This is a genomic window from Mesorhizobium sp. J18 (assembly GCF_007829525.1).
Taxonomy (GTDB): domain Bacteria; phylum Pseudomonadota; class Alphaproteobacteria; order Rhizobiales; family Rhizobiaceae; genus VLJP01.
In genome coordinates this window covers 118,043-130,492 of sequence record NZ_VLJP01000045.1, presented here as the reverse complement: position 1 = coordinate 130,492, position 12,450 = coordinate 118,043, and the positions used below count along the sequence as shown (strand labels likewise).

At 62.2% G+C, this 12,450-nt stretch carries 12 protein-coding genes and 1 tRNA gene; 4 read left to right on the top strand and 9 right to left on the bottom strand.

Annotated features, from left to right (window positions below; all coding sequences use genetic code 11):
• Positions 1 to 84: 84 nt before the first annotated feature.
• The 6 genes from L598_RS15870 to L598_RS15845 form a co-directional block, all read right to left on the bottom strand.
• Positions 85 to 1,902 carry an IlvD/Edd family dehydratase gene (locus tag L598_RS15870; protein ID WP_144864075.1) on the bottom strand — a complete coding sequence of 606 codons (1,818 nt, stop codon included), beginning with the start codon at positions 1,900 to 1,902 and terminating at the stop codon, positions 85 to 87.
• Positions 1,903 to 2,074: 172 nt separating this feature from the next.
• Positions 2,075 to 3,034, bottom strand: coding sequence for an ABC transporter permease (locus tag L598_RS15865; protein WP_144864073.1), 960 nt, complete (start codon positions 3,032 to 3,034; stop codon positions 2,075 to 2,077).
• Positions 3,018 to 3,959, bottom strand: a complete 942-nt coding sequence (locus tag L598_RS15860) for an ABC transporter ATP-binding protein (protein WP_144864071.1) — start codon at positions 3,957 to 3,959, stop codon at positions 3,018 to 3,020. The genes L598_RS15865 and L598_RS15860 overlap by 17 nt, the downstream gene beginning before the upstream one ends.
• Positions 3,956 to 5,170, bottom strand: a complete 1,215-nt coding sequence (locus L598_RS15855) for an NEW3 domain-containing protein (protein ID WP_246658780.1) — start codon at positions 5,168 to 5,170, stop codon at positions 3,956 to 3,958. The genes L598_RS15860 and L598_RS15855 overlap by 4 nt, the downstream gene beginning before the upstream one ends.
• 215 nt (positions 5,171 to 5,385) lie before the next feature.
• Positions 5,386 to 5,461: transfer RNA gene (locus L598_RS15850), tRNA-Ala, on the bottom strand.
• Between the two features lie 156 nt (positions 5,462 to 5,617).
• Positions 5,618 to 6,007 carry a TIGR02300 family protein gene (locus L598_RS15845; RefSeq protein ID WP_144864067.1) on the bottom strand — a complete coding sequence of 130 codons (390 nt, stop codon included), beginning with the start codon at positions 6,005 to 6,007 and terminating at the stop codon, positions 5,618 to 5,620.
• A gap of 258 nt (positions 6,008 to 6,265) precedes the next feature.
• On the opposite strand from L598_RS15845, the gene aroA reads away from it, so the two are divergent.
• From aroA to rpsA, 4 genes are all read left to right on the top strand, one after another.
• Positions 6,266 to 7,606 carry a 3-phosphoshikimate 1-carboxyvinyltransferase gene (aroA, locus tag L598_RS15840; RefSeq protein ID WP_144864065.1) on the top strand — a complete coding sequence of 447 codons (1,341 nt, stop codon included), beginning with the start codon at positions 6,266 to 6,268 and terminating at the stop codon, positions 7,604 to 7,606.
• 21 nt (positions 7,607 to 7,627) lie between these two features.
• On the top strand, positions 7,628 to 8,332 hold the full coding sequence (locus tag L598_RS15835; protein ID WP_144864063.1) for an SDR family oxidoreductase: 705 nt from the start codon (positions 7,628 to 7,630) through the stop codon (positions 8,330 to 8,332).
• Positions 8,333 to 8,335: 3 nt separating this feature from the next.
• Entirely contained in the window at positions 8,336 to 8,980 is a 645-nt protein-coding gene (cmk, locus tag L598_RS15830) for a (d)CMP kinase (protein ID WP_144864061.1), read from the top strand.
• 219 nt (positions 8,981 to 9,199) lie between these two features.
• On the top strand, positions 9,200 to 10,906 hold the full coding sequence (gene rpsA / locus L598_RS15825) for a 30S ribosomal protein S1 (protein WP_144864059.1): 1,707 nt from the start codon (positions 9,200 to 9,202) through the stop codon (positions 10,904 to 10,906).
• A 132-nt stretch (positions 10,907 to 11,038) separates the two neighbouring features.
• Here rpsA and L598_RS15820 read toward each other — a convergent pair whose 3' ends face one another.
• From L598_RS15820 to L598_RS15810, 3 genes are all read right to left on the bottom strand, one after another.
• Positions 11,039 to 11,242, bottom strand: a complete 204-nt coding sequence (locus L598_RS15820; protein WP_144864057.1) for a SlyX family protein — start codon at positions 11,240 to 11,242, stop codon at positions 11,039 to 11,041.
• Positions 11,239 to 11,676, bottom strand: coding sequence for a thioesterase family protein (locus L598_RS15815; protein WP_144864056.1), 438 nt, complete (start codon positions 11,674 to 11,676; stop codon positions 11,239 to 11,241). The genes L598_RS15820 and L598_RS15815 overlap by 4 nt, the downstream gene beginning before the upstream one ends.
• 6 nt (positions 11,677 to 11,682) lie before the next feature.
• On the bottom strand, positions 11,683 to 12,450 hold a 768-nt coding region (locus tag L598_RS15810), incomplete at its 5' end, for an iron-containing alcohol dehydrogenase (protein ID WP_144864152.1).

Genomic DNA, 12,450 nt, shown 5'->3' with positions numbered 1-12,450 from the left:
AGTCAGGCGGCCCCGAAGGCTCCACCGATTGCGATCATGGTTATCAGGCTCCGGACGGCCGCTTGTACGGCAAGACCACTTGCATCAGTGATTGTCGCGCGGCACCTTCGCGCTCTTGCCGTCCACGCCGCCCTGAGCGAGCCGGCGATAGGCGACAGCAGGCTCAAGCACCATGCCGGTCTCGAGCTGCGAGACGATACCGCGCTGGATCTCCTGCCATGGGGTCTGATGGGCGGGGTAATGATAGCCGCCCGCCTCCGCCAGCGCCGCCCGGCGGGCTTCCAGCTCCTCGTCCGGGATCAGTATGTCGGCCGAGCCGCGTCCGAGATCTATGCGAACCCTGTCTCCGGTCTTCAGCAGCGCCAGCCCTCCGCCCGCCGCTGCTTCCGGGGAGGCGTTGAGGATGGACGGCGATCCGGAAGTTCCCGATTGCCGCCCGTCGCCGATGCAGGGAAGCGATGTGATGCCGCGCTTGATGAGATAGTCGGGCGCACGCATGTTCACGACCTCGGCTGCACCGGGATAGCCGATCGGCCCGGCGCCGCGCATGAAAAGGATCGAGGTTTCGTCCATCTCCAGCGACGGGTCATCGATACGGGCGTGATAGTCCTCCGGCCCGTCGAACACGATCGCCCGCCCCTCGAAGGCCATCGGGTCATCCGGATTCGACAGATAGCGCTCGCGGAATTCCGGCGAGATCACCGACAGCTTCATGATCGCGCTGTCGAACAGGTTGCCGCGCAGGACCCGGAAGCCGGCATGGGTCTTCAACGGCTGGTCGATCGGGCGAATAACCTTTTCGTCGACAATTTCGGCACCCCGGCAATTGTCGCCGATCGAGCGTCCGTTGACCGTCAGCGCATCTTCGGCGATGAGGCCCTGGCGCATGAGCTGATTGACCACGGCGGGAACGCCGCCGGCCCGATAGTAGTCTTCTCCGAGATATTCGCCAGCCGGCTGAAGATTGACCAGAAGCGGTATGTCTTCCCCGTAGGTCTGCCAGTCGTCGATCGTAAGCTCGACACCGACATGCCGGGCAAGCGCGTTCAAATGGATCGGCGCGTTGGTGGAGCCGCCGATCGCCGAATTGACCCTGATGGCGTTTATGAAGGCATCGCGGGTCAGGATATCCGACGGTTTCAGGTCCTCGAACACCATGTCGACGATGCGCTTTCCGGTGAGATAGGCCATTTCCTGGCGGTCACGATATGGCGCGGGTATGGCCGCCGAACCCGGCAATTGCATGCCCAGGGCTTCGGCCAGGGAGTTCATCGTGGTGGCCGTGCCCATCGTATTGCAATAGCCCGTGGACGGCGCGGAGGAGGCGACCAGCTTGACGAAGCCCGGATAGTCGATCTCGCCTGCCGCCATCAGTTCGCGCGCCTTCCAGACGATCGTTCCGGAGCCGGTGCGCTCGCCACGGAACCAGCCATTGAGCATGGGTCCCACGGACAGGGCGATCGCGGGAATATTGACCGTCGCCGCGGCCATGAGACAGGCGGGCGTGGTCTTGTCGCAGCCGATGGTCAGCACGACGCCGTCGAGCGGATAGCCGTAAAGAACCTCGACCAGTCCGAGATAGGCGAGGTTGCGGTCAAGCGAAGCGGTTGGACGCTTGCCCGTTTCCTGAATCGGATGCACCGGAAATTCGATGACGATGCCACCTGCCTCGCGGATGCCATCGCGAACACGTTTGGCAAGTTCGAGATGGTGACGATTGCAGGGCGACAGATCGGATCCTGTCTGGGCGATGCCTATGATCGGCTTGCCGGACTGCAATTCCTCCTGGGTCAAGCCATAGTTCAGATAGCGCTCCAGATAGAGTGCCGTCATGTCGGGATTGGACGGATTATCGAACCATGCGCGGGAACGAAGATTGGTGAATTTTGTATCGCGGGTCATGGCAACTCCGAATGGCCTGCAGGCAGGCGAAAGAGATTTGGCAGCGCTGCCATCGACCTATACAGCTTATTACCGGACGCTCAAACTCTAATTCATTCGGAGAATCCGATTAACGCGAGTCGGCCCGGCCAAAAGCCGGGCCGACCTGTCATTGCCCCAAGGTGTGATACCCCTACGGCCGTATCTCCTGCCTCTGGAACGACACATAGGCGATCGTGAACAGGACCAGGAAGGCTGCGATCATCGACGACAGTTGCGGCCAGATCAGCATAAGGCTTTGGGAGACCGGCAGCGGCGCGCCCATCAAGGCCTGGCTCACCTGGCTTGGGAAAAGCAGCCCGAAGGTCCGCGTTTCCGGATGGAGAAGCCCCAAGGTCATCTCGCCATAGAGGACGTTCGGGGAGATGCGAGCGATCGCCTGCTGCACTTCCACCTGATGCACTGCGGTCATCGGATCGAGCGGATCGATCGGCGCCAGGACACCGGCGAGAAGCGGCGCAAGCATCGACCAGAAGACCGTCATCAGGAGCCATACCGTCAAAGTGGCAAGTGCGGATGTGGCCGGTGTCCTGAACAATGTCGAGAACAGCAGTGCCACTGCGAGCCACACGCCGGCATAGGCGAATGCGGCAAACAGATAGGCGATCCCGCGCAACACCTCCTCCCCGCTCGGGGGAAGGCCGAGCAGTAATATGCCCAGACCTGTCATGAGCAGCCACAGGACGAGCAGGCACATGCCGATGATGATCAGCCCGCCGACGAATTTTCCCGTCAGCAGGGCATCGCGATAGATCGGCTGTGACAGGACACGCGGTAAGGTCCGCCTGTTATACTCGCCGTTGATCGAATCGAATCCGAGGGCGATGGCTACCAGCGGAAGAAGAAAGCCGAGAAACGCCACAAAGGACGGAAGAGGCTCCCTTGCCGTCGTAAACAGCCGCAGGAACAGGAATGCGTCCTCGCCAACCGTCTCCTTGATCTGCCCTATGGCCGCGTAAACGGAGCCAAGCGCCGTCAGGAGGATCAGCAGCATGACGAGATGGACGCGCATGCTCGTCATGTGATCGGCGGCCTCCTTGAGCGCCACCACTGCCAGGCCCCGGAATGGGGACCCTTCACGCTGCCTGAACATTTGCCGCCTCCTCGAAATACCGGACATAGACATCGTCGAGGCTGGTCTGGCGGATCGACATTCTGCGCAGCTCCCCGCCCGCAGCTATGATGTGACGCGCGATTTCGGGCCTCACATCGGCATCGGTGTCGACCCGCCAGTTGTTCTGCCGGTCCTGGCGCACCCGCATCACATGCGGCTTGCCGGCAAGTATCTCCTTCAGATCAATTCCGGCGGCATCGACCTCGACCGTATGCGTGCCGCCCATCACGTCGCCCATGAGCGTCTCGACCGGCCCACAAAGCCCGATCTTTCCGCGGTTGAACAAGGCGACGCGATTGCAGATCGACTGCACCATATCGAGCAGATGAGAAGACAGGACGATCGTCATCCCGCCGCGCGCGAGATCGCCGATGAGCGTCAGGAGCTCGTGAGTGGATTGCGGATCGAGGCCTGAAGTGGGCTCGTCGAGAATGGCGATTTCCGGCTGCTTCAGGATGATCTCGGCAATGCCGAGCCGCTGGCGCATGCCGCGCGAGAACGTGCCGACGCGGCGGTCCGCGACCGCTTCCAGCCGCACCCTGGCCAGGGATTCATCGATGCGGCGATGGGCCATGCCGGATTCGATGCCGGCAAGCCGCGCAGTGTAGACCAGATTCTCACGTGCCGTAAGCTGGTCATAGAAACCGACCTGATCGGGCAGGAAGGCGACGCGCTGCTTGACGGAAAGCGGGTCGCGCAACGGGTTCAGCCCGAGAACGCTCACCGTGCCCCCGCTGGGCTCTGTCAGGCCCAGCAAAAGCAGGATGGTGGTCGTCTTGCCGGATCCGTTCGGGCCGAGAAGGCCGAATACCTCGCCCCTCTCGATCGTGAGATCGACCCCGTTCACCGCGACATGCCCGCGGTAGCGCTTGACGAGGCCTTTCGTCTCTATAACCACGCTCATCGCCGGCCATACCGTGATATGGCGAAGCCAAGCACAGCCACCGCGGCCGCGATGACGCCAAGACCGGCAACTCCCCAGACCGTCGACGTCTCGACCGTCACGCGGAAGCTCGCATTGTCGGATGCGCCATCGCCATTGGCGCGCAGCGAAACCACGTAGTCGCCGGCTATCGCCTTCTCCGACGGGGTCATCTTGACCTTCACTTCCGCTGTCTCGCCGGATGGAAGCTCTTCGATCTGCTCGGGCTCGAAGGCGACCTCCCATCCCGAAGGCGGGCTCGACGAGAACTCGACCTGTTTTGCCGGGGCCGTGCCGCGATTCTCGATCGTGAAGGTGAAGCTGCGCTCTTGTCCCGCGACCGCATTGCCGGACAGGCGCCCGCCGGGTCCGGCCAGAGCGAGTTCGGGCCGGCCGGTGATGTCGAGCACCAGTTGGGACTGCGCCGTCGCACCGTCTCCCGAGGCGGCGATCTGCACCGGATACTGGCCGGCCTTCATGCTTTCAGGCGGCTTCACGCCGACGGAGAGGTTTTTCGATTCCCCGGCCTTGAGCGGCAGGCTGGTCAGCTCGTTGCTTCCATACCGCTCCTTGAACGTCACCTCGAAGCCGGAGGGCGCTTCGGCAAGTAGATTGACGACGGTGTCTTCTTGGCCGTCATTCTTGATCTCCACCTGGAAGTCGAAGGTGGAGCGGACCGTGCCGCGCAGGGCCGGCAGTTCAGGCTCAAGAGTAAGCTGTGCCGGTTGGGTCTCCGTAAGGGTCACTGCGATGGGCAGAACGATATCCTGCGAGCCGCCCGTCGCCGTGACCTCGAATTCGTACACCCGCTTTTCGGCATCGGCCAGCGGCGTGATCTTCAAGGTCATGTCCCGTGTCGAATCAGGCGAGGCCATGGCCGCGCCGATCTGGCGGCCGCCGCCGGTTACTTCATATGTCCAGCCCTCCGGCAGCCCGTCGATGCCGATGGTTACGCGCTGCGGCGGCAGACCTTCATTGGTGAGGCTGAGATCGATCGAGACCTCTTCGCCCGCCTGGGCGGACAGCATCGGATAGGGGGTCGTCAGCCAGAGGCCTTTAGGCGGACCCGAATCCGATGCGGAAGGCGGTTCCTGCGCATGGGCCGGACCCGGGCCGACGAAACCGGTCGCAGGACCCATCGTGAGCAATGCGGCTAAAGCAAGCGAGGCGGGAAACGCATGCGCGAATTTCATCATGTCCTCCGATGATGAAGCTCTGTGTGGAATTTGCCGGCATCTCGGGCAGGCAACGGCTCACAGAAAATTTCGGAATGAGGCAAGAATTCGGCAGCTATATTACGATCTTGTAATGTATGTGATCGGCCGCGATTGCGGCGTCAAAAAGCTGCCGACCGCCTGTTCTGTCGGAGGCGCGTGGCGTGTTCAGGAATCCTGAAATCGGAAGGAAATGGTGGAGCCAAGGGGAGTCGAACCCCTGACCTCTTGAATGCCATTCAAGCGCTCTCCCAACTGAGCTATGGCCCCACACCTGGCCCTGTCTGGGCCATCGCCTTGCGGCGAAGAGGTCGTGCGCGGAACATCGCCGCGCCATGATGCTGGCGGCTTCTAGACCCGCCCGCATCGAAGATCAAGACCTTGCATGCGCCAAATTTTCTTATGCCGCATGCAAGACCGCGAGCATCAGTGTTCGTCGTCCTCGTCGACGCCGCCGATGATGTCCTTCACATCGTCGTCTTCATCCTCCTCGTCATCTTCGAGGAAGGTGTCGTCATCGTCATCGCCGAGATCGACGTCATCGTCATCCAGATCCGGCAGGGTCTGTTCGTCTCCCTTGGCTTCGTCGTCCGCATCCTCGAGAGAGATGATTTCCGTGTCCTCATCCTCGTCGTCGGTCTCGCGATCCTCGACATCCTCTTCATTGTCGATGGCGCCTTCATTGCCGGCATCGAAATAGCTGCGAGGATAGGATTGGCCCGTATAGGGCGACACGATCGGATCCTTGTTCAGATCGTAGAACTTCCGGCCCGTTTCCGGGCAAATGCGTTTCGTACCGAGTTCGGGTTTGGCCACCTTGCTGCCTCATGGTCTCTTAAAGCCGGCTTCGCCGGCTCCCGAACCGTCATCAAGCCGGGATCGGGAAGCTTTCTTGTCCTGGAATTTTCGTCCCCATAACCACAACGGGCGGCGCTGTCAAAGCCTATTGAAACTTGAAGTGCAAAGGCGTTTGGCGCGCGCCGGAAAGGGTTGCGGCAAGGGGATGACCAGCCCCATGCGCCGTGCTAGGAAGCCGCCGCTATTGTCCGGCAAATGCCGCTGCCCGAGGATTCCATGAGCCTTCAAGAAAACATGCGGCCAGCAACCGCCCGAAAATCCGCCGAACTTTCGGGAACGGTGCGGGTGCCAGGCGACAAGTCGATCTCTCACCGCGCCCTGATGTTTGGCGGCCTGGCTTCGGGTGAAACCCGCGTGACCGGGCTCCTCGAAGGCGAGGACGTCTTGCGCACTGGCGAAGCGATGAAGGCAATGGGCGCACGGATCGTCAGAAACGACCGCGAATGGATCATTCAGGGCACGAGCAACGGATGCCTGCTCGAGCCGGACGGCGCGCTCGATTTCGGCAATGCCGGTACCGGCGCGCGCCTGACGATGGGACTGGTCGGCACTTATGACATGGCGACGAGGTTCGTTGGCGATCCGTCGCTTTCCAAGCGGCCCATGGGACGTGTCCTGGATCCGCTGCGGCAGATGGGTGTGCAAGTCCTGGAATCGGCCCCCGGTGATCGCCTGCCGATAGTGCTTAGGGGCCCCAAGCATGCCGCGCCGATCACCTACCGGGTGCCGATGCCCTCGGCACAGGTGAAGTCGGCCGTGCTGCTGGCGGGCCTGAACGCGGCGGGGGTGACGACTGTCGTCGAGCCTGTCATGACGCGCGACCATACGGAAAAGATGCTGGCGGGTTTCGGAGCGAATATCGAGATAGTGACGGACAGGGAAAAGGCCCGGCATATCCGCATCGAGGGCCGCGGCAGGCTGGCCGGGCAGGTGATCGATATTCCGGGGGATCCGTCCTCCGCTGCCTTTCCGATCGTCGCGGGCCTGATCGTGCCGGGTTCGGATATCGTGGTCGAGAATGTTCTGATGAACCCCACCAGGACGGGCCTGATCACGACCCTTCTCGACATGAATGCCGACATGGAGATCATCAACAGGCGTTTGGCCGGCGGCGAGGAAGTGGCCGACCTGCACGTGCGTGGATCAGAGCTGAAGGGGGTGACCGTGCCGGCGGACCGTGCCCCGTTCATGATCGACGAGTATCCGGTCCTGGCTGTGGCCGCCGCTTTCGCCGAAGGGCGCACGGTGATGGAGGGGCTGGAAGAACTTCGTGTCAAGGAATCCGACCGGCTGTCTGCCGTCGCAAACGGGCTGAAGGCCAATGCGGTCGAATGCGAAGAAGGCGCGGCTTCGCTGGTGGTGCATGGCCGGCCAGGCGGCAGGGGGATCGGCGGAGGAACGGTCGAGACCCATCTCGATCACCGCATAGCCATGAGCTTTCTCGTCATGGGGCTGGCGACGGAGAAGCCCGTGAGCATCGACGATCGGACCATGATCGCGACGAGCTTTCCGGAATTCATGGATCTCATGGGCGGCCTCGGCGCCGCGATCGAATAAAGGCAGACCAGGAGACGGGAAATGGCGGAAACCAAAGTGGCCATGATCATCGGCGGCGGCAGCGGCATGGGTGCTGCGGCGGCGCGCAAGCTCGCATCCGACGGCTATTCCGTCGCAGTCCTGTCCTCCTCCGGCAAGGGAGAGGCACTGGGAAAGGAACTGGGTGGCCTCGGTTTCACGGGTTCCAACCGTTCGGTGGAAGATCTGGAGCGTTTCACGAAAGCCGTGCTCGACCGGTATGGTCGCGTGGATGCCGTCGTCAACAGTGCCGGGCATGGCCCGAAAGGCGCGATCCTTGAGATTTCCGACGCAGACTGGCAACTGGGCATGGAGTTCTATCTCCTCAATGTCATTCGCATAGCGCGTCTTGTCACACCGCTCATGCAGGCGCAGAAATCGGGTTCCATCGTCAATATCTCCACCTATGCGGCGTTCGAGCCCGAGGACACCTTTCCGACGTCGGGCGTCTTCCGCTCGGGGCTTGCCGCTTTCACGAAGCTTTTCGCGGACAAGTATGCCGCCGACAATGTGCGCATGAACAATGTCCTGCCCGGCTTCATCGACAGCTTGCCCGAGAAGGAAGAGCGCCGCAGCCGCATTCCCATGCGGCGCTACGGAACATCGGAGGAGGTCGCCGAGCTCATTTCGTTTCTCGCCTCGGACAGGTCGGGCTACATTACCGGCCAGAACATCCGCATCGACGGCGGAATTACGAGATCGGTGTGAAGGATGCCAGATCCGCTAATCATCGCGATCGACGGGCCGGCTGCTTCCGGCAAGGGCACGCTGGCACGCCGGCTGGCCGCCCATTACGGACTGAATCACCTCGATACCGGCCTCACCTATCGCGCAGTTGCCAGGGCTTTGCTGGCCGAAGACCTTCCTCTTGACGACGAACAGCTTGCAGCGGGCGCAGCCCGGAATGTCGATGTTGCCGCGTTGGACCGTCGCGCACTGTCGGCCCACGGCATTGGCGAGGCAGCTTCGCGCGTGGCTGTGATGCCAACGGTGCGGCAGACGCTGGTCGAAAAGCAGCGCGCTTTCGCGCAAACGCCGCCGGGTGCGGTCCTCGACGGCCGCGACATCGGTACGGTCGTCTGCCCGGATGCTGCGGTAAAGCTCTATGTCACCGCCAGCGCTGAGGTGCGTGCCGCGCGTCGCTTTCGTGAGATTGCCGATGGCGGCGGCAGCGCAACCTACGAGGAAATCCTCGCCGATATCCAGCGCCGGGACGCGCGCGACATGAGCCGTGCGGACTCGCCCTTGAAGCCGGCGGAAGACGCGTACTTGCTTGATACCAGCGAAATGGATATAGAAGCGGCGTTTCTGGCGGCGAAAGCCTTGATCGACCAGTCACTGGCCGAAAAGAAATAGCCGCGAGGAGCAGGGTTGAAAGCGGCGGCGCTTGCCTTTCCCTTTGAGGACGGCTGGCCGCCTTTTGATTTCCAATCCGACGAGCCGGTCTGCCAGCATCTTCATGCGCCGGAACTGCCGCTTGGCGGCACAAGAGCCACAAGCTCGGATGAAGGCAGACCAGACGCAACACGAACCACCGGCGCCGCCCCTGCAGTGTGGGGCTTTCCAGGAGCATAAATGTCGAAATCAAATCCGTCTCGCGAGGATTTCGCGAGCCTTCTCGAAGAATCCTTTTCGGCCAGCGAGGCCGTCGAAGGCAGCGTCGTTAAGGGTACCGTCACCGCCATCGAAAAGGACATGGCGATCGTCGATGTCGGCCTCAAGGTCGAAGGGCGTGTCGCTCTGAAGGAATTCGGGGCCAGCGCCAAGGACCTGAAGCCTGGCGATACAGTCGAAGTCTATGTCGAGCGCATCGAGAACGCTCTCGGCGAGGCCATGCTGTCGCGTGAGAAGGCGCGGCGCGAGGAGAGCTGGGTCAAGCTCGAAGAGAAGTTCAGCAAGGGCGAGCGCGTCGAAGGCGTCATCTTCAATCAGGTCAAGGGCGGCTTCACCGTCGACCTCGACGGCGCCGTGGCCTTCCTGCCGCGCAGCCAGGTCGATATCCGGCCGATCCGCGACGTCAGCCCGCTCATGCATACGCCGCAGCCGTTTGAAATCCTCAAGATGGATAAGCGCCGCGGCAATATCGTCGTTTCGCGCCGTACCGTGCTCGAGGAGAGCCGGGCCGAGCAGCGTTCCGAGATCGTCCAGAACCTCGAAGAGGGTCAGGTGGTCGAGGGCGTGGTCAAGAACATCACCGACTACGGCGCGTTCGTCGATCTCGGCGGCATCGACGGCCTCCTGCATGTCACCGACATGGCATGGCGCCGCGTCAACCATCCGACCGAGATTCTCAATATCGGCCAGACGGTGAAGGTGCAGATCATCCGCATCAACCAGGAAACCCACCGCATCTCGCTTGGCATGAAGCAGCTCGAGGCCGACCCGTGGGAAGGCATCGGCGGCAAGTATCCGCTGGGCAAGAAGGTGAATGGCACGGTCACCAACATCACCGACTACGGCGCCTTCGTGGAGCTGGAGCCGGGGATCGAGGGCCTTATCCACGTGTCCGAGATGTCCTGGACCAAGAAGAACGTCCATCCGGGCAAGATCCTCTCGACCACCCAGGAAGTCGAGGTGGTCGTGCTCGAGGTCGATCCGGTCAAGCGCCGCATCTCGCTCGGCCTCAAGCAGACGCTGGAGAATCCGTGGGAGGCTTTCGCCCGCAACCATCCGGTCGGCTCGGTCGTCGAGGGCGAGGTCAAGAACAAGACCGAATTCGGTCTGTTCATCGGACTTGACGGCGATGTGGACGGCATGGTCCACCTCTCTGATCTCGACTGGACCCGTCCGGGCGAGCAGGTGATCGAGGAGTACAACCGCGGTGACATGGTGAAGGCGCAGGTTCTCGACGTCGATGTCGAGAAGGAGCGCATCTCGCTGGGCATCAAGCAGCTCGGCCGTGACGCCATCGGTGATGCCGCCGCCTCCGGCGAACTGCGCAAGGGTGCGGTCGTCACCTGCGAGGTCATCGGCGTCAAGGATGGCGGCCTCGACGTGCGGCTTGTGGATCACGATATCGAGACTTTCATCAAGCGCTCGGACCTGTCGCGCGATCGTGACGAGCAGCGTCCGGAACGCTTCGCCGTTGGCCAGAAGGTCGATGCGCGCGTCACCCAGTTCGACAAGAAGACACGCCGTCTCACCGTCTCGATCAAGGCGCTGGAAATCGCTGAAGAGAAGGAAGCCGTGGCTCAGTACGGCTCGACCGACTCCGGTGCCTCGCTGGGCGACATTCTTGGCGCCGCGCTCAAGAAGCAGGGGGCCAAGGAAGGCGACGAATAGTCGTCCCGGACCCTCGATGATCATCGGCCCCGCGACGGAGACGTCGCGGGGTTTTCTTTTGACTGCTCGTCCGCCATTCATCTTCAAGCGATTCCATTTGAAGATGAACGGCTCTGGATCGCGGAAACCGGATCAGTAGTGCGGCGGCTTGGTCACCGGAATTTCCGGCGCCGACCTCTCTTCCAGGGCCACGAAACGTTCGCCGAGCGCTTCCAGCGCCTTCTGCATCCGCTCGATCACCTTCCATTGCTCGGCGATCTGGTCGGAAAGCTCCTCGATCGTCTTTTCCTGTTCGGCGGCGAGGATTTCCAGCTTCGTCAGCCGGTCTTCGCTCATGGGGTGATCCCTTCCAGTGCAGCTCGAAGCCGCTCGTTCAGCGGCATTGGCCTGCGGCTTTCACGGTCGACATATACATGCACGAAAAAACCCTCGGCGGCTGCCTGCGATTCGTCGTTGCGGAAGAGCCCGACCTCGTAGCGAACCGACGACGTGCCAAGTCTTGCAACCTTCAGGCCGGCGGTAACAATATCGGGGAAGGCGATTTCGGCGAAATAGCGGCAGCCGGTCTCGACCACCAGTCCGACCTGGCCGCCGCGATGGATATCGAGCGCCCCTTGCTCGATGAGCCAGCCATTCACGGCCGTGTCGAAGAGCGAATAATGCACCACATTGTTCATGTGGCCGTAGATGTCATTGTCCATCCAGCGCGTGGTGATGGTGCGGAAGGCGCGATAGTCGCCGCGCGAGGAGGGTGCGGGGCGTTCAGGCATTGCTGCTCACCATGCCGCCCGGTAGATCGCCAGCGCATCGGCTTCCGACACTTCGCGCGGATTGTTGACCAGCAGGCGCGTCTGCTTCATCGCATCGGCCGCCATCTTGGCCAGATGCTCCTCGCCAATATTCACCTCGCGCAACCGAGTCTGCATGCCGAGCTTCTTTGAAAGTCCGGCCAATTCCTCGATAAAGGCTGCACAGCGTGCCTGCGTGCCTTCCTCGCTCGCCAGATGCGGGAAGGCATCCGCCGCGATCTCCGCATACAGTTGCGCGGCACAGGGCGCGTTGAAGCGCAGCACATGCGGCAGCACGAGCGCGTTCGACAGGCCATGCGGCACATGGAACGTGCCTCCGATCGGATAGGCGAGCGCATGGACGGCCGCGACAGGCGAATTGGCGAAGGCCTGGCCGGCAAGCATGGAGCCAAGCAGCATGGCCCCACGCGCGGCAACATTCCTTCCGTCGAACACCGCCGTTTCGATATTGGCCCCGAGAAGCCGCAGCGCTTCCCGGGCCAGCACCCGTGAGACCGGATTGTTGTTGGCCGATTTCGACGCATAGGCCTCGATCGCATGGACCATGGCGTCGACACCGGTGGCGGCGGTGATTGCCGGCGGCAGGCCGATCGTGATCCCCGGATCGAGAATTGCCAGATCGGGCAGGATCAAGGGAGAGGAGACGCCACGCTTTTCCTCATCGCCTACCGTGATGATGGAAACGGGCGTGACCTCCGAGCCGGTTGTCGGCACAAGCACCAGCGGCAGGCGCGG

What these genes read in the sequence shown, in the direction of transcription:
- rpsA (WP_144864059.1), top strand. Translation starts at nt 9,200, where the DNA reads ATGTCGAAATCAAATCCGTCTCGCGAGGATTTCGCGAGCCTTCTCGAA.
- L598_RS15870 (WP_144864075.1), bottom strand. Translation starts at nt 1,902, where the DNA reads ATGACCCGCGATACAAAATTCACCAATCTTCGTTCCCGCGCATGGTTC.
- L598_RS15820 (WP_144864057.1), bottom strand. Translation starts at nt 11,242, where the DNA reads ATGAGCGAAGACCGGCTGACGAAGCTGGAAATCCTCGCCGCCGAACAG.
- L598_RS15865 (WP_144864073.1), bottom strand. Translation starts at nt 3,034, where the DNA reads ATGTTCAGGCAGCGTGAAGGGTCCCCATTCCGGGGCCTGGCAGTGGTG.
- aroA (WP_144864065.1), top strand. Translation starts at nt 6,266, where the DNA reads ATGAGCCTTCAAGAAAACATGCGGCCAGCAACCGCCCGAAAATCCGCC.
- L598_RS15835 (WP_144864063.1), top strand. Translation starts at nt 7,628, where the DNA reads ATGGCGGAAACCAAAGTGGCCATGATCATCGGCGGCGGCAGCGGCATG.
- cmk (WP_144864061.1), top strand. Translation starts at nt 8,336, where the DNA reads ATGCCAGATCCGCTAATCATCGCGATCGACGGGCCGGCTGCTTCCGGC.
- L598_RS15855 (WP_246658780.1), bottom strand. Translation starts at nt 5,170, where the DNA reads ATGAAATTCGCGCATGCGTTTCCCGCCTCGCTTGCTTTAGCCGCATTG.
- L598_RS15860 (WP_144864071.1), bottom strand. Translation starts at nt 3,959, where the DNA reads ATGAGCGTGGTTATAGAGACGAAAGGCCTCGTCAAGCGCTACCGCGGG.
- L598_RS15815 (WP_144864056.1), bottom strand. Translation starts at nt 11,676, where the DNA reads ATGCCTGAACGCCCCGCACCCTCCTCGCGCGGCGACTATCGCGCCTTC.